We start from the raw sequence: 25043 nt of genomic DNA, 5'->3' as shown, positions 1-25043 counted from the left end.
TCATCGACGGGCGGGACCGGCTCAGATGCCGGTCACGACCACCGAGTCATTCGGTTTCAAGTCAACGGTTTTGATCTTGCGCAGGTGATCGGCGATCACGTCCCAGATCTGCGGCCCTTCGGTACCTTCGTTGACCGAGGCCCAGCCCGTCACGACATAGTTGCGTGCCGGGTCGATATCGGAGCCGTCCTTCAGCAGCGTCATGTTGGAAATCCGCTCGCCGATCGGCTTCGAAACGTCGATGTGGTAGCCCATGCCACCCACTCGAACCATGTCTCCACCCTGCTGGTAGTAGGGGTCGGAGTTGAAGATGTTGTCGGCCACGTCCTCGAGGATGGTCTTGATCATCTCGCCCGACATTTCGGAGCGATAGTTCTCGCCATAGGTCATCGAAGTGGCGTTGAGCACGTCTTCCATGGTGATTTTCTGACCGGGGATCAGCGACGGTCCCCAGCGCACGCCCGGGCTCATCGCGATCTCGGCGTCACGTTCTTCGAGCATCGCCTCGCAGATCAGGTCGTCCCAGGTGCCGTTGAAGTTGCCGCGGCGATAGAGCAGCGAGTTGGTCTCGCCCACGACTTCCTCGAGTTCGGCCTTGTAGGGCTCGCGATGGCCCATGATGACGTCGGTCATCTCCTTGTCGGGCTCGATCACGTCGGAGAAGATCGGGATCAGCTTGTGGCGGAAGCCCATCATCTTGCCGTCGCGCACGTCGAGATCGACGCGGGAGACGAATTTGCCGTTCGAACCCGAGGCGATCAGGATCGTCTCGCCTACGAGGATCGGCTCCGGAACGGCGTCGTGGGTGTGACCGGTGAGGATCACGTCGATGCCCTTCACGCGGCTCGCCATCTTGTGGTCCACGTCGAAGCCGTTATGCGACAGGCAGACGACCAGATCGACGCCCTTCGCACGAACCTCATCGACCATCGCCTGCATACGCTCTTCGCGGATGCCGAAAGAGTAGTCGGGGAACATCCAGCCGGGGTTCGCGATCGGCATGTAGGGGAAGGCCTGACCGATGACCGCGATCTGCGTGCCGTTGCGCTCGAAGATCTTGTAGGGCTCGTAAGCGGGTTCGTCCCATTCGGCGTCGAAGATATTCGCACCGAGGAAGGGGAAGGGAAGGCCGTCGACGATCTCGTTCACCCGGTCCTGGCCATAGGTCCATTCCCAGTGCGAGGTCATCGCTTCGACGCCGAGCTTGTTCATGATGTCGACCATGTTCTGGCCCTTGGTCTTCAGCGCGACCATCGAACCGTGCCAGGTGTCGCCGCCATCGAGGATCAGCGCGTCGGGGCGTTCGGCCTTGATTGCCTTCACGACGGTCGCCACACGGTCCATCCCACCCATCTTGCCGTAGCTCTTGGCGAGATCGGTGAAGTTCTCGTAGGTCAGCGCATATGCGTCGGGGGTATTCGGCTCGATGTTGAACATCTTGAGGAAATCCGCGCCGGTGACGTGCGGCGGACGTCCCTTCGCCTCACCCACGCCGAGGTTGATTTCCGGCTCGCGGAAATAGATCGGCATCGCTTGCGCGTGGATGTCGGTGATGTGGATCAGCGTGACATTGCCCAGCGGCTCGAACTGCAGGAGCTGGTCTTGGGTAATCGACTGCTGCGCCATGGCGCGCGACCAGCGCGACAGGCCCGAAGCACCGAGGATGGTCGAGGCGGCCAAGCTCGCCTGAAGAAATTCCCGCCGGGATATCATGCGATGTGTCTCCTTCTTCTCACCGGGCCAGTGCGCCCGGCGGTCGTTTCATTCGGGTAAATAGACAAACGAATTCAGACAGATATGAAATTTTGAATATGTTGAAACGAAACGCGCGGGACAGGGAGGCCCTGCCCCGCGCATCAATTCACAGGTCAGGGACGGACGCCGCCACCCTCGATGTCGAGACCCAGGCCGCGCGAAGCGACGTAGAGTTCGAGATTGCGGAACTCGTCCGAACCGGGGCTGTAGGTTTCCGCGCGCGTGTCGCGGATGCAGCCCTTGAAGCGGTTGTGGATCGACACGACGCCCGCGTTCTTCAGACGGTAGGTCGGGAAGCCCTGGATCTGGCCTTGGCTAAGATGGTCAGCGCGGATGTAGTTGCCGTAGTTCTCTTCGTGGCACGACGCGCAGGACAGCTCGAGCTGGCCATAGCGGGTGTAGTACATCTCCTTGCCCTTCTCCCAGAAAGGCTTGGCCTCGCCGTCGATCTTGACCGCGACCGGCATGCCACGCGACTCGACCGCGATCGCGGTGGTCATGTTGTGCATCGGAGCGCTGTCCCAACCCCAGGCTTCGGCGCCCATGCGGTTGGTGCGGCAATCGTTGATGTAATCCTCGACCGACCACAGCTTGCCGGCTTCGTTCACCTTAGGCATCGAGGCTCGCACGCCCTTCATGCCTTCGCTGATGTCGCCGTGGCAATCCGCGCAGGATTTGCCCTCGGAGCCGTCGGCGGTCGACCAGGTTTCCTGGCCCTGCTCGGCAAAGATCATGATCGGGTTATCGAAGTCGTCCTGTTCCATCGCGCGGGTCTCGTCCGTGCGGAAGAGCCAGCCGGAATAGACCTCGTCGAGATGCCCTTTGAGGTGATCGGCGGCGGGCGCCTTCACCGTGATCGGGGTGTCGCCGTTGATGACGAGCTCGTCATCCGCCATTTCGGCGTGCAGCGCCGCGGTGCTGAGCGCGAAGGCTGCAGTGGCGGCAAGGATGGTGCGGCTGGTGCGCAACGTCATATTCTGTGTCCTCCCTGGGTGTGCCCCGCGCCCATCGATCTCCCCAAACAGGCGCGGTTCTCTGTTCTTGGTGAGGCGGCGCGCTCCCTCACGCGCCGCTGGCCGTTCGGCCGATCAGCTCACTTCGATCTTCTGGCTGTCTTCGTAGGTCGAACCGTCATCATCGTACCAGGTGAACTTGAACTCACCCGATTCCGGGACTTTCGCCTCGAATTCGATGTAGGGATTCGTCGAGATCGCCGGCTCGAGGGTGACGTCGATGACGTTCTCGCCGTTGAAGTCGCAGGTGAAGCGATTGATGATCTCGCGCGGGATGACGTTGCCGTCCTTGTCCTTGCGCTGACCCGATTCCATCGGGTGCGAGATCAGGGTCTTGATGGTGATCGTGTCACCGGCCGAAGCTTTTTTCGGCACTTTTACGCGGGGTCTCACGCCTTTCATGGTCTTGTCTCCTCAGATACCGAAAAAATTAGCCGCCGCAGCCGCCGATGGTGACCTTCACGGTCGATTTCGCCTGGACGTAGCTGCCGTCGGCCATCTTGGCGACAGCGATGACGTCCTGGGTCTTCGAGAGGCGAATCCGGGTCGAGGCCATCTGCGAGCCGGCCAGCGGACCGAACTTGAAGGTCACGACGTCGGGCGTCGGGTTGCCGGGCGCGAAGACCGCGATCTCGGTTGCGCCGGGCGCATCGACGGAGATCGGAACGGTATTCCCGTTCTCGGCGATTTCCGGCGCGGTCAGGGTGACGCCGTCACCCATTGCGGCATCTGCGCCGCCGGTGAACTTGGCGATGGCGTCAGCACCGGCATCGGCCAGCGCGGGCAGCGGCAGCATGGAAGCGGCAACGCCGCCCATCGCCAGCGCCAGCGCGTCACGTCTGGTCATGGTCATGTTGTATCTTCTCCTCTCGGGTTTGTCGTTCAGAGGGTCACTCGTCCTTGAGGGTCATCAAGAAAGCGACCACATCCTCAACCTGTTGTGCATTCAAGATCGGCGGCAGATCGGCAGGCGCAGCCTTGCCGGTGTACCCGTCGCCGGGGCGAATGAAGGGACCGGTTTTGTACATCGCCGGCATTACCGTGCCTTCGAAGGTGTGCTTGGCGTCGACGACGATGCCGCGCAGCTGCGACTCGTCCCAACGGTCGCCCGCGCCGTTCAGCTCCGGGCCGACATTACCTTGGAACGACGCGTCGAGCGCCGAGACCTTATGGCAGGCCACGCAGTTGCCCAGCGACTTGGTCGCCGCGACTTCTGCGCCCTTTGCGGGATCGCCCGGCTGACCGGTCAGCGACTCGGTCACCGCGCCCACATCGGTGAATTTGACATCCATCGGCGCGGTTTCTGCGATCGCGGCGCTGGCTGCGAAGGTGGCGGCCATTGCGGCCCACGCAACGTGGCGTTTCATAGAAGTCCTCCCAAATTCTCTCCCTGACTCACTTTTAAGCGAGCGCATCACAGCGGCGCAATGGATAAATTCAAAAATCCGCATATTTTCCAATATATTCTCCGGAACATATCGGCGCATACCGCAGCATACCCAAGATTTCTTAAGCGAAATCAGAAACATTCGCGGGCGCAGCACGAATGCTGCGCCCGCGAGCACGAGATCACGACTCTGTCAGATTCGCGAAACTCGCGATCACTTCGCCATAACTCTGTCGGCAACGTACTTCTGAAAATTCACGCCACTCTCGTAGCCGTGAGTCTTTACCCACTCGAGCAAAGCCATCGTCGTACCCTTGCCGAAAGCGCCCGGCATCTGTGCAACGGCCTGCTTGTTGGCGGGTTGATCGGAGGCCTCTTCGGGGAAGAACATCATGGTCGGCGTGAACATCACGCCCCACTTCATCGCCATCTCTTTTTCGGGCAGAGCCTCGCCGTCGAAATCGGTCACTTCGACATCGCCGAACAGGTTCATCTGCACGACATAGTAGTTGTCGGTGATGTATTGCGCGATTTCGGGATCGGAGAAGACCTCCTCGTGCATCTTCTTGCAGTAGAGGCAGCCGCGCTGCTCCCAGATGACCATGAAGCGCTTGCCCTCGTCATTGGCCGTCGCGAGATCGTCCGACATGTCCTTGAACGTGTCGTGGAACCACGGCTCCTTGTGCAGCCCGTCATCGCCCATCTCGGCGGCGTGACCCGGCAGGGCCAGCATCGCCGCGGTGAAAGCGGCAGTCAGAAAATGACGCATGATCGTCCTCCCTTGAAACAGATCCTCAGCCGAGACTCCCGCTCGGCATGACGTCGATCAGAAACTCACCAATGTAGCGCAGCCCCCCGGTCACGATGAGAACCGCAAACAGGATCAGCATAACCCCCATCGCCTTCTCGACATAGCCGAGCTTGGCGCGGTGCTTTGCCATCAGGGCGAGGAAAGGCCGCGTGAAGAAGGCCGCGATGATGAAGGGCAAAGTCATCCCGATCCCGTAGGCAAAAAGCAGCAGCCCGCCCTTGGAGATCTCTCCCATGCCCGACGCCACCATAAGGATGGCGGCGAGCGCCGGGCCCACGCAGGGCGTCCAGCCGAAGCCGAAGGCGAGCCCCATCACATAGGCGCCAAGGAAGGTCGTGGGATCGGTTTTCGCCTCCATTCGCGCCTCGCGATAGAGGAATGGGATCCGGATCACGCCGAGGAAATGCAGACCGAAGACGAGAAGGATCGCGGCTGCCACCCAGCTCAGCGGTCCCATCCATTCGCGGAACGCGGCCCCGAGCGCAGTGGCTCCCATCCCCATCAGCACGAAGATCGTGGTCACGCCCAACGCGAAAGCGACCGAAGAGGCGACCATCCGCGCCTGCGCACCGGGGGCGATCTTGCCGTCACCGCGCAGCTCCGACATCGACAGCCCGGCCATGTAGGACAGGTAGAACGGCACCATCGGCAAGATGCACGGCGTCAGAAAAGACAGCAGGCCGGCAAAAAACGCCCCGCCATAGGTAATATCGATCGGCACTGTTTCCTCCCTCGTGACGCGCCCTAGCCTATATGGCCTCGGTCTCCCAACCGTCCTTGAAGGGGCCCGTCAAACACATTACGATCTTTATATGTAAAAAGGGGTCCGTCAATGTTCCGCATTGTTTGGCATACGATTTCCATGGCCGCGGCGCTGGCGATTTCGCTGAGCGCGACGGGCCACGCCTCATGGGCCGACGCCGCGGGGGCCGACGCCACGTCGCAATCCGCCGAGACGACGACCGATGTCGGCTCCGCGACCGAAGAAGCCAAGGCCGAGAGCGAGTTTCGCCTCCTGATGGTCGAACAGGTCGGCTGCGTCTATTGCCGCATGTGGAACAACGACCTCGCGCCGATCTACCCCAAGACCCCCGAGGGCAAGACCGCGCCCCTGCAGCGGGTCGATCTGCACAAGCCCTTCCCTGACGACATCACGATCACCGGGGGCAAACCGCTCTTCACACCGACCTTCATCCTGCTGCAGGACGGGGTCGAAGTCGCCCGCATCGAAGGCTATGCGAGCGAGGACTTCTTCTGGGGGCTGCTGGATCAGGCCCTGAAAAAGAATGGCGCGGACTATCAGCCCCCCTCAAACTGAGGTTTGATGTGCGTGCTTTTGGCCCGCCCCGTGCGGGTTTTTGTTCTCTCGGGCTTTGTTCCGGCGAATCGTCATGCTAAAGCCTGAAACATTCGATTAATACGGTCGCGCTGCGCGCGGCTCCAAGGAAGGACGATGCGGTGCGGCATCTGGTGCCTGACGGTCATGCCGAAAAGCTTGCCTCTGCCACGGCCGAGTCGAGATGTGCCCGCATGGATGCAGAAGAGCTACTCGATCGCGCACAAGACGCCTCCAACCTCATGAAGGCGCTCGCCCATGAGGGACGGCTGATGATCCTGTGCCATCTCAGTTCGGGCGAGAAATCGGTGACCGAGCTGGAAAACCTGCTGGAATCGCGCCAGGCCGCAGTCAGCCAGCAATTGGCGCGGCTGCGTCTCGAGGGACTCGTCAGCGCGCGCCGCGAAGGCAAGGCGATCTACTACACGCTCTCGGACCCGCGCGCGCGCCGCCTTGTCGAAACGATTTACGATATGTTCTGCGCCACCGACGGAACGCGGTGAGCCATGAGACCGGACGCTGAGTGATCCGGGGGGAGAAGGGCAATGGAACAGATTCCGATGGGCGCCATGGCGGCCTTGGTCGGGGCGCTCGGCGGTGTGATTCTCGGCCTCGCCGCGCGCCTGGGCGATTTCTGCACCCTCGGCGCACTGGAAAGCGCCGCCTATGGCGATGACCAGAGGCGCCTGCGCCTTTGGGGCGTGGTGCTGGGTGTCGCGATCTCCGGCGCCTTCCTAGCCGAGGCTCTGGGTTATGCCGACATCACCCACAGCTTCTATCAAACGATCAAGTGGTCGCCCTTGGCCTCGATCGTGGGCGGGCTGGTCTTCGGCTACGGCATGGCGCTCGCCGGAAATTGCGGCTTCGGGGCGCTGGTGCGTTTCGGCGGCGGCGACCTGCGCGCGATGGTGATCGTCGTCGTGATGGGGATTTTCGCCTTCGTGACGCTGTCCGGCCCCCTCGCGCATCTGCGCCTGCTGATCTTCGACCAGCAGGCCGCCACCTCCCCTCAAGGCATCGCGCATTGGCTCTCGGCGCGGACCGGGCTGCCGCCGCTGACCTTCGCCCTGCCCGTCGCCGCAGGCTTCCTCGCATGGGCGCTGAGCTATCAACCGCTGCGCGCAGACAAACGCCGGCTCGCCTGGGGCGTGGCTGCGGGCCTTGCCGTGGTCTGGTGCTTCGTCGGCACCTCCTACCTCTTCAGAGAGAGCATGGGCGCGACCGGCGTCGAGGCCCCCTCCTTCACCGCCCCGCTTGGGCGCACGATCCTGTATTTCATGACCTCCACCGCGGGAGGGCTCACCTTCTCCGTCGGGCTCGTCGCGGGCGTTCTCGGCGGGGCCTTCCTCGGCTCGGCCATTCGCGGCCTCTTCAAATGGGAAGCCTGCGAAGATCCCCGCGAACTGGGCCGTCAGGTCAGCGGCGCCGCCCTGATGGGCATCGGCGGCACGATCGCCGTCGGCTGCTCCATCGGCCAGGGGGTTAGCGCGATGGCCGTGCTCGCCTTCTCCGCGCCCGTCACGCTGGCCTCCATCGTGATCGGCGGGTTGATCGGCCTGCGCCAGTTGATCCACGGCTTCCAGCCCGAATAGGCCGGAGCCGCACGTCCCCTCCCCTTTTCGGCTTGGCCGAAATATCCCGGGGGTGAGGCGCGGACGCGTCGAGGGGGCAGCGCCCCCAGTTTGACCGCTATTTGTCGTTTGTCACGGAATACTTCGGCGAGCACGTTCGGCTGGGCTGCGGCAGAAAGCAAATCGCCGAGATCGATCACGATCTCGGCGTTCATATGGCCTTCGCTATCCGGGTCGCTCACCCAAATCTCACGAAGGTCGACGCGCGACAGTCGACCAAGTCCGTTGCTCGACGCCACCATCAATAATACTCCCGAATGTAGCCGTAGGCCCGCTCGAAAAGCTCTGCGTCCTGGTGGAGCTTGTACTTGAAGAGCGTCTGACGAAGTGCCTTCTTCACCTCACGTTCACCGGCGTGAGTGGCTTGCCAGCCATCGAAGCGCACGGCGCGGACAATCTCGTCGATGTCGTCCACGACGCGTTTGACCATGATCGGAGTCTCTCCGTTCTTCGCTTCCTCGAAGAGTTCCGTGAGGGCGGCCTTGCCGCGATCGATGTCTTCCTCGACCGGCGTCTCGCGTTCCATCTTCACGACGTCCTTGGCGAGCGCGAGCAGCTCTTTCAGGAAGTCGATGCTGAGCAGGAGCCCCTGCTGGTGGCGGTTCTTGAGGTCTTCCAGGCGCTCGGCCAGCGCCTTGTATTTCGGGTTCCCGGCGTGTTTGCGTAGCCGGCCCGTCAGCTTGACCGAGATCTCTTTGGCCTTCTCCTCGGGGTCCGGGTTGCCGAGAACGGCCTCGAGCAACTCCGCGTCCATCACCAAGGTGTCGAGGTCATCTCGTACAGCGTCGACGTGGACGTTCTCGTGGATCAGCTCGATCGTCTTGGCCCCGAGCCGGTGCCAGAGCAGCCGCCCGGTTCCCGTCGATGGCTTGAGCGACTCGTAGACCTGCGCCAGCCAGCGATAGTCCTTCTCGTGGGGTGTCAGGACCGGGTCCGGCGATAGCGCTTCCCAGATGCGGCTCAGCACACTGAAATCCGACGCGAAGGCGTCTCGGCGCTCATCGTTCGGCAGGCAGTCCTGCGCGGCGATCAAGCCCTCGTAGCCGGTGAGGGTCCGGTCGACACCGGCGAAGTACTCCAAGCACTTCTGGATCGCGGAAGGCAGCATCGCGGCCAGTTCGGCGATGTTGGACACGGCCTTCTGAACGCCCTTCTCGTCGAACTTCAGCGCCTGGGCGACGTCGTCGAAGATCCCGAGGTAATCGACGATCAGCCCGTGGGTCTTCTGCTCGCCATAGGGACGGTTCGTCCGGCAGATCGCTTGCAGCAGCGTGTGGTCGCGCAGCGGCTTGTCCAGGTACATGGTCTGCAGGATCGGGGCGTCGAAGCCGGTCAGCAGCTTCGACGTGACGATGATGATCTTCAGCGGGTCCTTCGGGTCACGGAACCGGTCGAGAAGCTTCTCTTCGGCATCCCTGTCGCGCCGGTAGGCGGCATACTCATCTTCGCCGCTGTTGACCGACATGACGATGTCAGATGTTTCAGGCGGTAGGTGTTTGTCGAGTCCCTGCTTGTAGAGAAGGCAGCTCTCGCGGTCGAAGGTCACCACCTGAGCCCCGAACCCGTTCGGCTGCACCTTCGTCTGGAAATGCTGCGCGATGTCGGCGCAGATCGCACTGATGCGTTCCGGCGCCTTCACTAGGATCGACATCTTCGCGGCGGCGCGGCCGAGCTTGTCTCTGTCCTCGTCCGTCAGACCCTCGGTCAGCTCGGCATAGGCTTCCTCGATCGCCTGCTGGTCGATGTGCAAGTCCACCAAGCGCGGCTCAAAATGAAGCTCCTTGGTCGCGCCGTCGCGGATCGAGTCGTTGAGCCCGTAGCGGCTCATGTAGCCGTTCTCGTCGATCTCCGAGCCAAAGGCATAGAACGTATTACGATTGGCGCGGTTAATGGGCGTCCCCGTCAAGCCGAACAGGAACGCGTTTGGCAGCGCCTCGCGCATCTTGCGCCCCAGGTCGCCCTCCTGCGTGCGGTGCGCTTCGTCGACCATGACGATGATGTTGTCGCGGTCGTTCAGCACGCCGTCCGCCTCGGCGAACTTGTGGATCGTGGTGATAACGACTTTGCGCACGTCCTTGGCCAGCAGATCGGACAGCTCCTTGCGGCTGTCGGTGCGCACCAGGTTGGCCATGTCGGCGGCATAGAAGGTGCCGGCGATCTGGCTGTCGAGGTCGATGCGGTCGACCACCACCAGCACAGTCGGGTTCTTCAGCGCCGGGTGCAGACGCAGCTTCTTTGAAGCGAAGAGCATCAGCAGCGACTTGCCGGAGCCCTGGAAGTGCCAGATCAGACCCTTGCGCACCTGGCCGGCGACGACGCGCTCGACGATCTTGTTGACGCCTTCGACCTGCTGATAACGGGCGATGATCTTGATGCGCTGCTTGCCCTTCTGCGTCGCGAAGGCGGTGAAGTTTGCGAGCAGGTCCAGCACCATCGCCGGACGCAGCATGTCGGTGACGGCCTTTTCAACCTCGCCCATCGACTGCAACACATCTTCATCCGTCCGCCACGGGCCCCAGAGATCGACGGGCATCCGGACGGAGCCGTAGCGGTATTCCTTCCCCTCGGTGGCGACCGAGAAGACGTTCGGCACGAACAGCTCCGGCACGTTCTGCTCGTAATCGTCATGCACCTGGAGCGCGGCGTCCAGCCAGCTCTGGCTGGAGCGGACCGGCGTCTTGGCTTCGATCAGGACGAGCGGCAGGCCGTTGACCAGCAGCACCAGATCGGCGCGCTTCTCAGACTTGCCCGCGCGGAAGGTGAACTGCTGGGTGACGACGAAGCTGTTCTGCTCGATGTTGTCGAAGTCGATCAGGCGGATGGTGACATGCTGGCCGTCCTCGCCGAAGGGCATGGAGCGTTCGCCGAGCATCCAGGCGGCGAATTCCTCGTTGGCCTTCACCAGCCCGTCCGAGCGGGCGCTCATAACGATGGCGCGCAGGCGGTAGAGCACGTCGTCGACCCGTGACGGATTGGCGGCGATGTCGGGGTTCAGGCGGATCAGGGCGTCACGCAGATAGGGCTCGACCAGCGCCTCCTGCGCCTGCCGCGGCAGGTCGGCGGGGCCGACGAAATGCCAGCCGAGGCCGGAGATCGCGCCACCCTGCCGGGCGAGGCCGGGCGTGACGGCGGGTGAGCTGGTGCTGCCCGCGAGGCGGTCACGGATGAAGGCTTCGACGGTGTTGGCTTCGTTGAAGGTCATACCAACTCACCAGAACGTTGCAGATGGTCACCCAGAAAGCCCGACATCAATGTCCGATTTGATTGATGGCGCTGCCAAGTCTCATCGATCATCGTCTGCACCGAGCTGATTTTTTTGACAATTTCTGCCTGTTCTTCGCGTGAAGGAAGGGCAATTGGGATTGAAGCAATCCGATCAGTGTTCAGATTGGGTTGGTCTCCACCAGCTGCGATAACCTGGCGGAGAAATGTGGTCAGTCCAAAGAGGCGATAGTACAGGAACTGTGGATCTACTCGCTCATCCAAGTCGAGGAAGGCTGCGACACCGTCGTTTGCACATGCAGTAATCTGAAGGATCTTTGGAACGCCGAGCGTCCATCCGCTGTTTGATAGCACCACGGTTCCAGAGGGAATGGTGCGGCTTTTTTGGCTACCGAGCTCAGTCAGAGACTCCTCGGTAGAATTGATGTGCATTCGGTCGTTTTTAGTGATTTCTCCGACCGTTACCCACGGAATAAAATCTCCTCGGAAAAAACGAGAATCTCCTGCCGGACGAGGTGTTGATCCCCTAACGACGTTGGAGAGTTCTCCGAGGCGATAAAACTCTCGATCTGGGTACTCCTCTGATTTCGGTTCTGCCGGACCTATCAAAGCCTTCAGGAGAGACGAACGCATTGTGCGAAGCGACGAAAGCAGAGTGTCGAGGGATTCGACGGCAGCTTTGTTGGCGTGCAGGAGTTCCACCAATCGCGCTTGCTCTTGGACCGGCGGCAGCAGGAACTCCTCTTTCGCCAAAGCCTTCCAGTTGATGGTGGGCGACAGCGAGCCGACCGAGATGCTCAGCGCCCGCTCCATGAACAGATCGCTCTGCATGAAAAACGGCAGAAACTCCGGCAGCACGGTCTCGGGCTTGGCCCGCAGCACCATGGCGTGCGCCGAGCAGATCCCCTCGAAATCCGCCACTGCCACCTTGCGCTGATAGACCCGGCGCTTGCCAAAGATAATGTCGCCCGGCTTGAACAGCAGCTTGGTGGACTCGACCTCGCTGGTGTCGCCCCAACGCCGGATGCGCAGGCTGTCGGGATCAAGGTGCTCCAGCCCGACATAGCGGTCCACGTCGGCCTCATCCGGCATGACGCGCTTGTTGATCTGGTCTGCCAGTTGATCGAAGCGGTAGGAGACGAGTTTTGACGGGCGCTCAAGCATCGGCGTCCTCCGCCGGTGCGAGTCCGTCGAGCATGTCGACCAGCCCATCCATGCCGGTCCAGAACTCCCGCCCCTCGGCATCGAAGGCGCCCCAGGCCAGAGCCAGCGAAACGGCGTCCTCTGCGGCGACTTCTGCTTTCGGCTTTTTCACATAGCGGGCGATGGACAGGTTCCCCTCCGCCGCCAGCACATCGGCATTGCTGACCACGGCGGCAAAGCCAGGCTCCTCCGCGAACGCCTGATAGGCCGCGAAGATGCGGTCCTGATGCGCGTCGCGCAGGAAGCTCTGCGCCCGCTCGCGCGCGATCTCGGCCACCGCGTCGATAAACTGGATGCGTCGCTGCCGCTCGGCCGGCTTGCGGCTGCGGCAGATGATGACGCAGGCCTCCATCGGCGAGTTGTAAAACAGCCCCGGCCCGAGCCCGAGCACGCATTCCACCAGATCGGCCTCGATCAGCTTGCGCCGCATCTCGGCCTCTTCGTTGCGGAAGAGCACGCCATGCGGGAACAGGATCGCGCAGCGCCCGGTCTCGGGGTCCATGCTGTGCAGGATGTGCTGGAAGAAGGCATAGTCCGCGCGCCCCTGCGGCGGGGTGCCGAGGAAGTTGCGCCCCCAGACATCCTTCTCCCACGCGCCGCGGTTCCATTTCTTGATCGAGTACGGCGGATTGGCGAGGACCACGTCGAAGGTGCGCAGTTCGTCGCCTTGCGCAAAGGCGGGGGCGGCCAGCGTGTTGCCGCTGGAGATCTGAAAGTCCGACACGCCGTGGATGACGAGGTTCATCCGGGCGATGGCGGCGGTGATGGTGATGAGCTCCTGCCCGTAAAGGCCCATGGTGCGCGTCTCGCCGCCGCGCCGCTTCACCTCGGCAAGGCAGGAGATCAGCATGCCGCCGGTGCCGCAGGTCGGGTCGTAGATGCTCTCGCCCGATTTCGGCTCCAGCATCTGCGCCATCAGGTGGACCAGCGTGCGGTTCGTGTAGAATTCCTGCGCGGTATGGCCGCTGTCGTCCGCGAACTTCTTGATGAGGTACTCGTAGCCGTTGCCAAGCTCGTCCTCCGGCACGGCGGCAAGCGTCAGGTCGTGCTTCGAGAAGTGCTCGATCAGGTTCTTCAGCGTGGCGTCGGGCATCTGGCCCTTGTCGGTCCACGGCGCATTGCCGAAGACGCCTTGCAGCCGCTCGGGGTTGGCCGCCTCGATGGCCAGGAAGGCCGAGAGCAGCGCCCGCCCGACATCCTTCGGCGCGCTGCGCACGTCGTTCCAATGCGCGCCCTCGGGAATGACGAAGCGGTCGTTGGCCGTGGCGGTCGCGTAGCCCTCGTCGCCGGTGTCGTCGAGCGCCTCCTGGTAATCCTCGTCCCAGACGTCGGAGAGGCGTTTGAAGAACATCAGCGGGAAGATGTACTGCTTGTAGTCGCTCGCATCGACGAGACCGCGGAGCAGCGTCGCCGCGCCCCAGAGATAGCTTTCGAGTTCGCGTTGGGAGAGGTGTTCGGTCATTGCAGCCAACCTCCCTCGGTCAGCACGTTGCGCAGGTGATCCTCGGCCGCGCGTGCGTCGGCGAGTGCCGTCTTGAAGGTATCGACAGCCTCGGGCAGCGGGGGAATGTCCTCGCCGATGGGCGGCAGCACGTAGCGGGAGATGTTGAGCGTCCAGCCTTCCTTTTTTATCTCGTCGATCGTGGCAACCTTGGCGCGATCCTCGACATCCTCGAAGGCGCGATACCAGGCGACGATCTGGTCGCTGTGCTCGTGGTCGAGGAAGTTCTGTGCGCGGCCTTTACGGAAAAGGCTGGACGCGTCGATGATCAGGACCTTGTTCTTGCGCTCTGCGGGCTTCTTGCGCCGGAGCACGACCACGCAGCCAGCCAGCTGTGTGCCGTAGAACAGGTTCGGGGCCAGGCCGATGACGGCCTCGATCATGTCGTTCTCGAGCAGCGCCTGACGGATGGTCCCCTCGGCCGACTTCCGGAACAGGGCGCCCTGCGGCAGGACGACGGCCATTCGGCTGTTTCCGGTTGGCGCCATCGACGAGATCATGTGCTGGACGAAGGCGTAATCGCCGTAGCTTTCGGGCGGTATGCCGTATTGGGCCCGCCCCCACGGATCAGCCTCCCACAGCTCGCGCCCCCACTCCTTCAGCGAGAACGGCGGATTTGCGATGACGCAGTCGAAGGTGGCGATGCCGCTGGTGCTCGAATCCGTGAAGGCAGGACTGCGCAGCGTGTCCTCCCGGGCGATCTGGAAGTCCTCGATCCCGTGCAGAACCAGGTTCATCCGCGCGATGGCGGAGGTGGTGAGGTTCTTCTCCTGGCCGTAGATCTTCCCGTAGAATGTCCGCGGATCGCCGCCCCTGCGCATGACGTGCTCGATCGCGCCAAGCAGCATGCCGCCGGTGCCGCAGGCGGGGTCATAAATGCTCTCGCCTTCCTGGGGATCAAGGATCTCCACCATCATCCGTACGACGCTGCGCGGGGTGTAGAACTCGCCGGCCTTGTTGCGGCGTGTCACGTCCGCGAACTTGCCGATCAGGTACTCGTAGGCGTCGCCGAGGACATCCGTACTAACCGTCTGGTTGCCGAGCCCGATGTCGGAGAAACCCTCGATCAGGTCCTTTAGCAGTTCGTCCGAGAACTTCTCCTTGTTGCCCCAGTCGGCGGTGCCGAAAACGCGGAAGAGCGTGTCTGGATTGGCCCGCTCGATCTCTTGCATCGCGCGGTGAAGGGCGGCCCCGACATCTGTCGCGGTCTCGCGCACGTCATTCCAGCGGCAGCCTTCCGGAACGACGAAGCGGTGGATTTCGGGGAACAGCGAAGGATCGGCCTCGCCATAGATCTCCTGAGCCTCGGCAGTCTCTTCATCCCAGACATCGGAGATGCGTTTGAAGAACAGGAGTGGGAGGATGTAGCCCTTCCAGTCGGTCCGATCGACGGCCGATCCGCGTAGCGTATTCGCTGCGTCCCAGAGGGCGGATCGAAGCTCGTTAAAAGTCCTGGACCGCTTCGAATTAACCGGTGAAGCGAGTTTATTCATGATTAAGTCTCGTCTGGTGGAAAGTTATCAAGAATGGCGTGCGCTTCAGATGCGATATAATCGATTTCTTGCTCTCCTATTCTTGGACGGCACTCCCCTTTATACCAGTCCTCGATTTCACCCGTCGTCCTGCTGCGTCTTCTGGACTTCTCAAAAATTGCCGAGAACCTTGAAGGAGAAATGCCAGAAAAATGTGCAAATTCAACCTTTCCTTCCTCGCGTTCCCCAATAGAAACGAGGTCGCCATACAGAAGTTCAGTACGGCTCTTTGGGTATGGCTCGACGAAGACTACCTTTGAAACGCCGCATGCAATGATATGCTTTGCGCAATTATGACACGGGAATGTGGTCACATAGACGGTGGCACCTCGAACCGAACGGCCTAAGCGTGCTGCGTCACTGATCGCATTCATTTCAGCATGAACCATGCGGCCATATTCTGTAATTTCGCCGATCATGGAGTCGCTGATTGCCTTGCTTAGTATTTTGTCCTTGAGTATATCACTGGGCTTTTGTTCGTTCACAAGAAGTTTGTGGTCTGATAACGTCTTAAGAAAGTCGTGTATAATGCGGCTTGTTTCTTCTTTATTGGCTTCACCGCCTTTATCAATGTCCCGCTTTTTACTCGAATCTTCGTCCCAATAGTTGCCGCCACCAGGCTTAGGTACCTCGTTGCAACCAATAGTGATCAAATCGCCATCCTGGCTCAGAATGGCGGCGCCAACTTGGCGAGATAGGTCAACCGAGCGCAGGGAGGCGGATTTAGCCATGAAGCTACCAAATTCGTCTTTGGTTGGCGCAATATTGTTGCGGCCAAAAAGCGCGTTAACAAACCGCACGCAGGTTGATGATGTAAAGTCTTCATCTTTAGCTTCTATAAAGACGTCTGCCAGGTGAAAAATTTTTGTTAACCTCTGCCCATAGTCGTCGTGGTCCTCGTTCTCGTCTTGGCGGATAAGCTTCTTTGCTTCCGCTTCGCGTTCATCTGGCTTAAGGCCAGGGTCCTCTCTGCCGAGCCTTGCAGTAAGGTTGGATATCCTATCCTGCCGATCTTGCGTCACCGATATTTGAATGAATGCCGGTCCATATATTTTCCGCATTAGCTGAATCTCTTCAGGTCTCTTAAATTGCCTGACGATGTATGCCACATCAGCTACACGCACCTCTTCCAAAGCGGCATTCTCTGGTGGTTCAACTCCTAGCTCGGAAGCAATTTCTGCTCGCTGTTCCCGTATTTTTGTGATGGCATATGCCGCGAGGATGCCTTTTTTTGAGTAGAGACGTCGCACCTCGTTGCCCGACGCGATCTTCTGGGCCAATGAATTCAGAGAGGGGCGCGCTCCCTTCTTTTCCTCAAGCAGGTCTGCGATGCCCTCGGATAGGCTAATGTGTTTTGCCTTATAATCGACTTGTTTCAGTGCAGCAGCAATTGCCTTCTCGACAATCGCAATATCGCAACCGATGGGGCCAACAAGGCCGATCACTAATTCTGGTCTCATGTTTTCAGCCTCGGCTCCGCCTGACCCAACCTGTTTGCGTCGGATCTGAGGTTGTGAGAAGTGCAGAACGAACTTGCGGTGAATCATCAAATGATTCAAGGTGTGGTAAAAATCAGGCGGAGGAAGACAAGATGCAGGGCAAGCAAGCTCAGAGTGGTACAACTGTTCTCTCGAAGGCGCCACAGAGCCAGAGTAACCAAGTCAAGTCCATGCAGCAGCGTCTTGCAAGCGTCAAGGTTGCAGTCAGCAAGCAGTCTTCAGCGACACGTGCGAACCTGTCAGGGCGCTTCAAAGTCAGCTGAGTTAAGCACCAGATTTGGTGGCATTGACGTTGGAACGCTGGTGCCCCCACTCCGCAGGGGACGGCTCCATCGCACGCGCCAGTGTCACCTCCCCCCCTGCCTGCCTTCCAAAAATGGCTTCAACGATGGCCGATGCAAGCAGCGTGAGCCAAAGGACACAGGGCATATAGGACGGCGCGATCCCTTCACGTTCCGCCAGTTTGGCGATGGTGGCCAAGTCGACCGTTTCCAGCATGCGCTTCCACCGAAATGCGCGCGGTAGAACTCACCTCGAGTCACCAAGGGAGCAGCCCACTGCTGCGCGACCCGCTGGAGCAATTTCTTGGGGACAAAAATGATCGCCACCGTTACTGCGGATGGCGCCTATGACGCGCTACGGTACCAAGTCGCGGGCAACGACGGAGGTGCCCAAGCCGTCACACCGATCCGCTGCAACGGGCGCGCTTGGAAAGAGGTCTGCCAAACAACGGTCAAACTAGGCCCCCTCTCCCCGCGAAGTCTTGCCGCACAACGCTTGCGAATCTGATCCGGGTTTCCTATATCGTCCATCGAGAGGTTGGCGCGGGCGAGCGCCTCGCCAACCCGGTCAGGTCCGGAAGGAAGCAGCCGCAACGAGCCCCGCTTGGGTCGCTGTCCAGCCTCTCACCCCCCTCCTCCTCCACGAAACGCACCAAACTTGTCGGCGCGTCACCATGCCCGATTGTGGGCTGATGTCGCTGCGTTAAGCTTCCCGTCAAAGGGGAGGTTTCACCATGTTTCGTTTTGCTCTGGCCGCTCTGGCCATTCTGCCTGTGCCGCTCTTTGCGGGCAGGCTTACCGCCGTCGAAGTCGCACCGGACACCTATGCGATCGAGGGCCCCTTCGGGCAGCGCGATGCCGAGAACCTCGGCAATAACGCGACCTTCGGGCTGATCGTCACGGATGAGGGCGCGGTGCTGGTGGATGCGGGCGGCACCTACAAGGGGGCGGCGGCGCTCGACGAGGTGATCGGCACGCTGACCGATCAGCCGGTGAAATTCGTGATCGACACCGGTGGGCAGGATCACCGCTGGCTCGGCAATGGTTACTGGAAAGAGCATGGCGCCGAGATCATCACCTCGGCGGATGCGCTCGCCGACCAGAAGGCCCGCGCCTCGCTGGAACTGACGATGCTCGACGCGCTGGTCGGCAAGGACGCGCTCGCCGGCACGGAGCCGGTCTACGCGGACACCACCTTCGACGAACGCTACACGCTCACCCTCGGCGGGCGCGAGATCGAGATTACCCATCCCGGCCCGGCCCACACCCCCGGCGACAGCTTCGTCTGGCTGCCTGCGGAAAAAGTGATGTTCACCGGCGATATCGTCTTCGTGGGCCGCATCCTCGGCGTGCTCGACATGTCGTCCTCGAAAGGCTGGGTCGAAGCCTTCGAGGCGATGGCCGCCTATGAGCCCACCCATGTCGTTCCCGGCCACGGCCCCGCCACCGATCTCGCGACGGCGACTCGCGACACCTATGATTACCTGACCAATCTGCGCAGCCGGATGGCCGATTATATCGATGACGGCGGCGACATCATCGGCTCGGTCGACGTGGACCAGTCGCAATTCGAATATCTCGAGGACTTCGACACGCTCGCCAAACGCAACGCGCAGGCGGTATTCAGCCAGATGGAGTGGGAATGAGCCGGGTGGACGTCGACGCCCGGGGGGCCTAGTCTGGCGGCTGCTTATGATACCGGAGCTTCGATGACCGACACCCAATATCAGGTTCTCGCCCGCAAGTACCGCCCCGAGACCTTTGCCGATCTGATCGGACAGGCACCGATGGTGCGCACGCTCAAGAACGCCTTCGCGGCCGACCGGATCGCGCAGGCCTTCATCATGACCGGGATTCGCGGCACCGGGAAAACCACCACGGCGCGGATCATCGCCAAAGGGCTGAACTGCATCGGCCCCGACGGCAACGGCACCCCCACGACCGATCCCTGCGGCGTGTGCGAACATTGCCGCGCGATCATGGAGGGCCGCCATGTCGACGTGATGGAGATGGACGCCGCCTCGCGCACCGGTGTGGGCGACATCCGCGAGATCATCGAGAGCGTGCATTACCGGGCGGCCTCGGCGCGCTACAAAGTCTATATCATCGATGAGGTTCACATGCTGTCGACGAGCGCGTTCAACGCGCTCCTGAAGACGCTCGAGGAACCGCCCGCCCATGTGAAGTTCATCTTTGCCACCACCGAGATCCGCAAGGTGCCTGTCACCGTACTCTCGCGCTGCCAGCGCTTCGACCTGCGCCGGATCGAGCCCGAGGAGATGATCGCGCTGCTGCGCCGGATCGCCGATGCGGAAGGTGCCGAGATCGCCGATGACGCGCTCGCGCTGATCACCCGCGCCGCCGAAGGCTCCGCGCGGGATGCGACCTCGCTGCTCGATCAGGCGATCGCGCATGGCGCAGGTGAGACTACGGCGGAACAGGTCCGCGCGATGCTGGGTCTGGCCGACCGTGCCCGCGTCCTCGATCTCTTCGACATGATCCTGCACGGTCAGGCCGCCGAGGCGCTGACCGAGCTTGCCGCGCAATATGCCGACGGCGCCGATCCGATGGCGATCATGCGCGATCTGGCCGAGATCACCCATTGGGTCTCCGTCATCAAGGTCACGCCCGAAGCCGCCGAAGACCCGACCGTTCCGCCCGAGGAACGCAATCGCGGTCAGGAGATGGCGGCCGCGCTTCCGATGCGTGTGCTGTCGCGGCTCTGGCAGATGCTGCTCAAGGCGCTCGAAGAAGTCGCAGGCGCGCCCAATGCGATGATGGCCACCGAAATGGCCGTGATCCGCATGACCCATGTGGCTGACCTGCCCGACCCGGAAACGCTGATCAAGAAGATCCAGCAAAGCAACACCCAGACCCAAGCGGCAGGCCGGGGCCCCGCGCCTTCGACCGGGCCGGTGCATGGCGCGACGCTGCGCGCCCGGCGTGCCGGTGGCGGCGCTGTTGCCGCCGCCGCCCCCGCCCAACAGCACGATCCGATGGCCGACGCGCTTGCCCGTTTCGCCAGTTTCGACGACGTGGTCGACCTGATCGCCCGGATGCGCGACATGACCCTGCTGCTGGAGGTCGAGAGCAACCTGCGCCTCGTGAATTACCGCCCCGGCCGGATCGAGTTCGAACCGACCCCACAGGCCTCGCGCGACCTCGCCGCGACGCTTTCGGCAAGGCTGCAGGGCTGGACCGGCGCGCGCTGGGGCGTCTCGGTCGTCTCCGAAGGCGGCGCGCCGACCATAGCCGAGGTGAAGGCGGAAGAGCTCGCGAAGGCCGAGGCCGAGGCGATGAAGAACCCGCTGGTCGCAGAGATTTTCGCCCGCTTCCCCGGCGCGAAGATCGAAATCCTGCCCGAGGAAGACACCACCGCGATCGAGGCCGAGGCCCTGGCCGAGGTCGAAGACGAATGGGATCCCTTCGAGGAAGGCTGAGCCGCGCCGGGGGCGGTCCCGCGCGATCGCACGCGCCGTCCCTGCCGCGCCGTTTTCCCAGCTTGTCCCTTGTTCCTCCGCGCAGCGATGCGTATCTCTCACTCAAGCCAAACGTGACGGAGAAAGCGATGTTCAAGGGATTGGGCGCCATGGGCGACATGGCCAAGATGATGAAGGCCGCCAAGGAAATGCAGGAGAAGATGGGTCAGCTCCAGGAAGAGCTCAAATCCATCGTCGTCACCGGCGAGGCCGGGGCCGGTCTCGTACAGGCCCGCGCCACCGCGAAGGGCGAATTGACCGGGCTCTCCATCGATCCCTCGATCCTGCAGGCGTCCGAGAAGGAAATCGTCGAAGACCTGATCCTCGCTGCGATCAAGGACACGCAGGAAAAGGCAAAGTTCCGCGAGCAGGAAGAGCAGAAACGCCTTCTGCGCGAATTGGGCCTGCCCGAGAACATGGACCTGCCGGTCTGATCCTATGAGCGGCGCGCGCGACGATATAGAGGCGCTGATCGCCCTTATGGCGCGGCTGCCGGGGCTTGGCCCCCGCTCCGCCCGGCGTGCGGTGCTGCATCTGATCTCGAAACGCGCGCAGCTGATGGGCCCCTTGGCCGAGGCGATGGCCGGGGTCGCCCGCAGCGCGCGCGAATGCCAGCGCTGCGGCAATATCTCCACCGCGCCGATCTGCGACATCTGCGAAGACCCGAAACGCGCCACCGGCGAGATCTGCGTGATCGAGGATGTGGCCGATCTCTGGGCGATGGAGCGCGGCCACGCCTTCAAGGGCCGCTATCACGTCCTTGGCGGCACGCTCTCCGCGCTCGATGCGATCGGCCCGGAAGACCTTCGCATCCCCGACCTGCTCGAACGCGCCACAGAGGAAGGCATCACCGAGGTGATCCTCGCCCTCAACGCCACCGTCGAGGGTCAGACGACCGCCCATTACATCGCCGAGGCGCTCGAAGGGCGCGGCATCGCAGTGACCAGCCTCGCCCAGGGCGTGCCGATCGGGGGCGAGCTGGACTATCTCGACGACGGCACGATCCAGGCGGCGCTGCGCGCGCGTAAAAGTTTCTGACGGCCTCCCTACCCGCCCCGAAACCGAAGTCCAAACCGATACCCCAGCGCTGAGCGCTCCTTTCGGCTTGGGAAAAATATCCCCGCCGGAGGCATCCGCCCCATGCGGCCCGCGCGCCCTCCCGGCAAGGGAGCGCCCATCGGCGGGCTCGTCGCCATTGAACCCGCCCGCGCCCGCCGTTATCACTTCCCCAAATCCCCAACGAGAATTGCGAGCGTCGCCCCGATGATCCGCCTCTACCATGTCGCCCTCTCCCCGTTCTGCCGCAAGGTCCGCCTCACGCTCGCCGAGAAGAAGCTGGAGGTGGAACTGGTCGAGGAACGATACTGGGAGCAGCAGGCCGATTTCCTCCGTCGCAACCCGGCGGGCAAGGTGCCGGTGCTGAAGATGGACGGCATGATGATGGCCGAGAGTCAGGCGATCTGCGAATATATCGACGAGACGCATGCTGACGCGCCACTGATGCCGCGCGATCCCGCCGCACGCTACGAGGTGCGCCGCCTGTGCTCGTGGTTCGACGACAAGTTCAACACCGAAGTCACGCAGCGGATCATGGGCGAGCGGGTCTGGAAGAAGGTCCGCAAGGAAGGATATCCGGATAGCAAGACGGTCAAGGCGGGCTTGTCCGCGATCAAGTATCACCTCGATTACATGGGCTGGCTGCTGGAGCAGCGGCGCTGGCTTGCTGGCGACGTGATGACGCTTGCGGATTTCTCTGCGGCCGCGCATCTGAGCTGCCTCGATTATATCTCCGACGTGGACTGGAACCGACAAGAGGCCGTGAAGGACTGGTATGCGAAGATCAAGTCGCGCCCGGCCTTCCGCTCGCTTCTCGCCGATCAGCTGCCCGGCATGCCGCCCGCTCCGCAATATGCGGAGTTGGATTTCTGAGGACTTCGCGCGCGCCGAGGGGGCTCTGCCCCCGCCGGCCTGCGGCGCGGCCCCCCGGGATATTTGCACCAAGGCGAAGCCATGAATGCGGAGTTGAAAGCGCGGTTGATCGAGACGGCCCTTGCCGAGGGTTTCTCGAAGGCGCGCATCACCACGCCGGACGCGATCCCGCAGGCGGCCGAGCGGCTCGCCGCCTTCGTGGGTGCGGGCATGCATGGCCAGATGGGCTGGATGGAAGAGCGGATGGGCTGGCGCGGCGATCCGGCGGCGCTGTGGTCCGAGGCGCGCTCGGTCGTGATGCTGGCCGAGACCTACACGCCCGATTACGACCCGCTGGACCTGCTGGAGGCGCGCGATCGCGGGGTGATCTCTGCCTATGCGCAGGGCAAGGATTACCATGATCTGGTGAAGAAGCGGCTCAAGCGCGTCGGGCGCTGGTTGCTCGATCAGGCACCAGAGGGCGCGGAGATCAAGGTCTTCGTCGACACCGCCCCGGTGATGGAAAAGCCCTTGGGCGAGGCGTCGGGTCTCGGCTGGCAGGGCAAGCACACCAATCTTCTCGCGCGCGATCTGGGCAGCTGGTTCTTCCTCGGCGCGATCTTCACCACGGTGGAGCTGCCGCCCGACGCGCCGGAGATCAGCCATTGCGGGTCCTGCACGGCCTGTCTCGACATCTGCCCGACCGAGGCTTTTCCCGCGCCCTACCAGCTCGACGCACGGCGCTGCATCTCCTATCTGACAATCGAGCATAAGGGCCCGATCGACGAAGAGCTGCGCGCCAAGATGGGCAATCGCATCTATGGCTGCGACGATTGTCTGGCCGTCTGCCCATGGAACAAGTTCGCCGCAGAGGCGCGGGAGGCGCGCTATCACGGCGGCGTCGGCGCGCCGCCCCTGGCAGAACTTGCCGCACTCGACGATGCCGGGTTCCGGGCGCGGTTCTCGGGCTCGCCGATCAAGCGGATCGGGCGCGACCGTTTCCTGCGCAACGTGCTTTACGCGATCGGAAATTCCGGCGATCCGGCGCTGGCCGAGGCCGCGCGCCCGCACCTGAGCGATCCCGATCCGGTGGTGGCCGAGGCCGCGCGATGGGCTCTTGATCGGCTCGAGCGCGTCGCATGACGAAACCGATTGCCCCGGTCCCGTCGCGGCCTATCTCATCGCGGTCATGATGCCCGTCACCACCCAGACCCCTCGCCCGCTCCTTGGAATCGCGCTGAAGCTCGGCACGGTTACGGGTTTCGTCATCATGCAGGCACTGATCAAATCGGTCTCCGACCGGGTGCCACCGGGCGAGGCAGTGTTCTTCCGCTCTTTCTTCGGCATTGTGCCGATCCTGCTCTGGCTGCTGTGGCACGGTGAGTTGCAGGGCGGATTGCGGGTGGAGAAACCGATCAACCACGTCATGCGCGGGGTGGTGGGAACCACCGCGATGGCGCTGAGTTTCGCAGCGCTCGCCTTCCTGCCGCTGCCCGAGGCGACCGCTCTGGGCTATGCGGCACCGCTGCTGACGGTCGTCTTCGCGGCGCTCTTGCTGGGCGAGACGGTGCGAATCTTCCGCTTCTCGGCGGTCGGGCTGGGGATGGTCGGTGTTCTGATCGTGCTGTGGCCCCGGCTGGGCGGCAGCGGACCCGAAGGCGGGGCGGAAGCGCTTGGCGCGGGGCTGGCGCTTGCGGGGGCCACATGCGCGGCGCTGGCGCAGATCCAGATCCGCCGCATGGTCGGCTCCGAGCGCACCTCGGCGATCGTGTTCTGGTTCTCCTGCACCGCCTCGGTGCTCTCACTGGCCTCGCTGCCCTTCGGCTGGGTGATGCCGACAGCGTGGGAAGCGACACTCCTGATCCTCGCGGGGCTGATCGGCGGCACCGGGCAGATCATGCTGACCTCGGCCTATCGCTTCGCCGATGCCTCGCTGGTGGCACCTTTCGATTATGCCTCGATGCTGCTGGCGCTGGTGATCGGCTATACGGTCTTCTCGGAAGTGCCGAGCCATGCCACCTTGGCGGGGGCTGCGCTGATCATCGTCGCTGGTATCGCGATCATTCTGCGCGAGCACTGGCTTGGGCTGGAGCGCAAGCGCGCGCGCAAGGCCGCGACGCCGCAGGGCTGAGCGCCGATCCGCCCGCGAAAAAAATCTCCTGTCATTGAAACACGACTCGGTCGAACCGTGTTATACTTAAAGGATCAGAGGCGATGACGAGAGGAGGAAGACATGTCCCGTCACATCATCGACCGCGCCGAACTCAAGGCCGAAGGGCCGCGCGTGAAGCGGTTTCTCGAACTGCAGCGGCGCGAAGGTATCCACCCGGCAATCAAGGAGCTCAGCAAGCGTGGGCGGCCGGATAACGGCGCGCGCATGAAACAGTTCCTGCGCATCGAACGGAACGAAGTCACCTGACCGTCCTGTCAGCGCTCGAGAGCATCGAAAACGCCAAAGGGCGTGCCGTCAAGCACGCCCTTCTGT

At 62.5% G+C, this 25043-nt stretch carries 24 protein-coding genes and 1 other RNA gene; 12 read left to right on the top strand and 13 right to left on the bottom strand.

From position 1 onward, the window contains the following. Positions 1–21: 21 nt before the first annotated feature. The 7 genes from soxB to B6V75_RS14485 all read right to left on the bottom strand — a co-directional run bounded on the left by soxB (position 22) and on the right by B6V75_RS14485 (position 5687). Positions 22–1713, bottom strand: coding sequence for a thiosulfohydrolase SoxB (gene soxB / locus B6V75_RS14515; protein ID WP_088720165.1), 1692 nt, complete (start codon positions 1711–1713; stop codon positions 22–24). Between the two features lie 155 nt (positions 1714–1868). Beyond that, positions 1869–2729, bottom strand: coding sequence for a sulfur oxidation c-type cytochrome SoxA (gene soxA / locus B6V75_RS14510; RefSeq protein ID WP_088720164.1), 861 nt, complete (start codon positions 2727–2729; stop codon positions 1869–1871). A gap of 114 nt (positions 2730–2843) precedes the next feature. Beyond that, the gene (gene soxZ / locus B6V75_RS14505; protein WP_075775683.1) at positions 2844–3170 is read right to left on the bottom strand and encodes a thiosulfate oxidation carrier complex protein SoxZ; all 327 of its coding nucleotides are present in this window, start codon (positions 3168–3170) and stop codon (positions 2844–2846) included. Positions 3171–3198: 28 nt separating this feature from the next. Continuing rightward, positions 3199–3621: a thiosulfate oxidation carrier protein SoxY gene (gene soxY / locus B6V75_RS14500; protein WP_075775684.1), complete on the bottom strand. Its 423-nt coding sequence runs from the start codon at positions 3619–3621 to the stop codon at positions 3199–3201. A gap of 37 nt (positions 3622–3658) precedes the next feature. Further along, positions 3659–4135, bottom strand: a complete 477-nt coding sequence (gene soxX / locus B6V75_RS14495) for a sulfur oxidation c-type cytochrome SoxX (RefSeq protein ID WP_075775685.1) — start codon at positions 4133–4135, stop codon at positions 3659–3661. Positions 4136–4369: 234 nt separating this feature from the next. Further along, a complete protein-coding gene (locus B6V75_RS14490) occupies positions 4370–4924 on the bottom strand; it encodes a thioredoxin family protein (RefSeq protein ID WP_088720163.1) in 555 nt (184 codons plus the stop codon). A 25-nt stretch (positions 4925–4949) separates the two neighbouring features. Next, positions 4950–5687: a cytochrome c biogenesis protein CcdA gene (locus tag B6V75_RS14485; RefSeq protein ID WP_240496974.1), complete on the bottom strand. Its 738-nt coding sequence runs from the start codon at positions 5685–5687 to the stop codon at positions 4950–4952. Between the two features lie 111 nt (positions 5688–5798). On the opposite strand from B6V75_RS14485, the gene B6V75_RS18870 reads away from it, so the two are divergent. The 3 genes from B6V75_RS18870 (at position 5799) to B6V75_RS14470 (ending at position 7894) form a co-directional block, all read left to right on the top strand. Continuing rightward, positions 5799–6284, top strand: a complete 486-nt coding sequence (locus tag B6V75_RS18870; protein ID WP_233243116.1) for a hypothetical protein — start codon at positions 5799–5801, stop codon at positions 6282–6284. 212 nt (positions 6285–6496) lie between these two features. Then, positions 6497–6805 (top strand): metalloregulator ArsR/SmtB family transcription factor, encoded by a 309-nt coding sequence (locus tag B6V75_RS14475; RefSeq protein WP_075775687.1) that lies wholly within the window; start codon positions 6497–6499, stop codon positions 6803–6805. A 42-nt stretch (positions 6806–6847) separates the two neighbouring features. Beyond that, the gene (locus B6V75_RS14470; RefSeq protein ID WP_088720162.1) at positions 6848–7894 is read left to right on the top strand and encodes a YeeE/YedE family protein; all 1047 of its coding nucleotides are present in this window, start codon (positions 6848–6850) and stop codon (positions 7892–7894) included. 280 nt (positions 7895–8174) lie between these two features. Here the strand turns inward: B6V75_RS14470 and B6V75_RS14465 are convergent, their stop codons facing one another. The 6 genes from B6V75_RS14465 to B6V75_RS14440 all read right to left on the bottom strand — a co-directional run bounded on the left by B6V75_RS14465 (position 8175) and on the right by B6V75_RS14440 (position 17388). Then, positions 8175–11135 (bottom strand): HsdR family type I site-specific deoxyribonuclease, encoded by a 2961-nt coding sequence (locus B6V75_RS14465; protein ID WP_088720161.1) that lies wholly within the window; start codon positions 11133–11135, stop codon positions 8175–8177. Beyond that, positions 11132–12319 (bottom strand): restriction endonuclease subunit S, encoded by a 1188-nt coding sequence (locus B6V75_RS14460; protein WP_088720160.1) that lies wholly within the window; start codon positions 12317–12319, stop codon positions 11132–11134. The genes B6V75_RS14465 and B6V75_RS14460 overlap by 4 nt, the downstream gene beginning before the upstream one ends. Then, entirely contained in the window at positions 12312–13820 is a 1509-nt protein-coding gene (locus tag B6V75_RS14455; RefSeq protein ID WP_088720159.1) for a class I SAM-dependent DNA methyltransferase, read from the bottom strand. The genes B6V75_RS14460 and B6V75_RS14455 overlap by 8 nt, the downstream gene beginning before the upstream one ends. Beyond that, positions 13817–15352: a class I SAM-dependent DNA methyltransferase gene (locus B6V75_RS14450; protein WP_088720158.1), complete on the bottom strand. Its 1536-nt coding sequence runs from the start codon at positions 15350–15352 to the stop codon at positions 13817–13819. Before B6V75_RS14450 ends, B6V75_RS14455 begins: the two co-directional genes overlap by 4 nt. A gap of 2 nt (positions 15353–15354) precedes the next feature. Next, positions 15355–16851: an anti-phage dCTP deaminase gene (locus B6V75_RS14445; RefSeq protein ID WP_168174487.1), complete on the bottom strand. Its 1497-nt coding sequence runs from the start codon at positions 16849–16851 to the stop codon at positions 15355–15357. Positions 16852–17154: 303 nt separating this feature from the next. Continuing rightward, entirely contained in the window at positions 17155–17388 is a 234-nt protein-coding gene (locus tag B6V75_RS14440; RefSeq protein ID WP_206198499.1) for a hypothetical protein, read from the bottom strand. Positions 17389–17703: 315 nt separating this feature from the next. Here B6V75_RS14440 and ffs point away from each other — a divergent pair. The 9 genes from ffs (at position 17704) to B6V75_RS14395 (ending at position 24977) form a co-directional block, all read left to right on the top strand. Next, positions 17704–17800, top strand: an RNA gene (gene ffs / locus B6V75_RS14435) — signal recognition particle sRNA small type. Positions 17801–17905: 105 nt separating this feature from the next. After that, positions 17906–18817: an MBL fold metallo-hydrolase gene (locus B6V75_RS14430; RefSeq protein WP_088720156.1), complete on the top strand. Its 912-nt coding sequence runs from the start codon at positions 17906–17908 to the stop codon at positions 18815–18817. Between the two features lie 63 nt (positions 18818–18880). Next, positions 18881–20611 carry a DNA polymerase III subunit gamma/tau gene (locus tag B6V75_RS14425; RefSeq protein WP_088720155.1) on the top strand — a complete coding sequence of 577 codons (1731 nt, stop codon included), beginning with the start codon at positions 18881–18883 and terminating at the stop codon, positions 20609–20611. A 128-nt stretch (positions 20612–20739) separates the two neighbouring features. Then, on the top strand, positions 20740–21084 hold the full coding sequence (locus tag B6V75_RS14420) for a YbaB/EbfC family nucleoid-associated protein (RefSeq protein WP_088720154.1): 345 nt from the start codon (positions 20740–20742) through the stop codon (positions 21082–21084). Positions 21085–21088: 4 nt separating this feature from the next. Next, complete coding sequence (gene recR, locus B6V75_RS14415; RefSeq protein WP_088720153.1) at positions 21089–21688, top strand: recombination mediator RecR; 600 nt, start codon at positions 21089–21091, stop codon at positions 21686–21688. Positions 21689–21913: 225 nt separating this feature from the next. Continuing rightward, positions 21914–22579 (top strand): glutathione S-transferase family protein, encoded by a 666-nt coding sequence (locus tag B6V75_RS14410; protein WP_075775693.1) that lies wholly within the window; start codon positions 21914–21916, stop codon positions 22577–22579. A gap of 81 nt (positions 22580–22660) precedes the next feature. Continuing rightward, positions 22661–23701 carry a tRNA epoxyqueuosine(34) reductase QueG gene (gene queG, locus B6V75_RS14405; RefSeq protein ID WP_088720152.1) on the top strand — a complete coding sequence of 347 codons (1041 nt, stop codon included), beginning with the start codon at positions 22661–22663 and terminating at the stop codon, positions 23699–23701. 46 nt (positions 23702–23747) lie between these two features. Then, positions 23748–24689, top strand: a complete 942-nt coding sequence (locus B6V75_RS14400) for a DMT family transporter (protein WP_088720303.1) — start codon at positions 23748–23750, stop codon at positions 24687–24689. A 102-nt stretch (positions 24690–24791) separates the two neighbouring features. Continuing rightward, the gene (locus B6V75_RS14395) at positions 24792–24977 is read left to right on the top strand and encodes a hypothetical protein (RefSeq protein WP_075775695.1); all 186 of its coding nucleotides are present in this window, start codon (positions 24792–24794) and stop codon (positions 24975–24977) included. Positions 24978–25043: the final 66 nt, after the last annotated feature.

Origin of the sequence: Thioclava sp. F1Mire-8, assembly GCF_002213165.1 — a bacterium.
GTDB classification, from domain to species: Bacteria; Pseudomonadota; Alphaproteobacteria; order Rhodobacterales; family Rhodobacteraceae; genus Thioclava; species Thioclava nitratireducens.
This window is presented reverse-complemented; position numbering and strand designations above follow the sequence as displayed.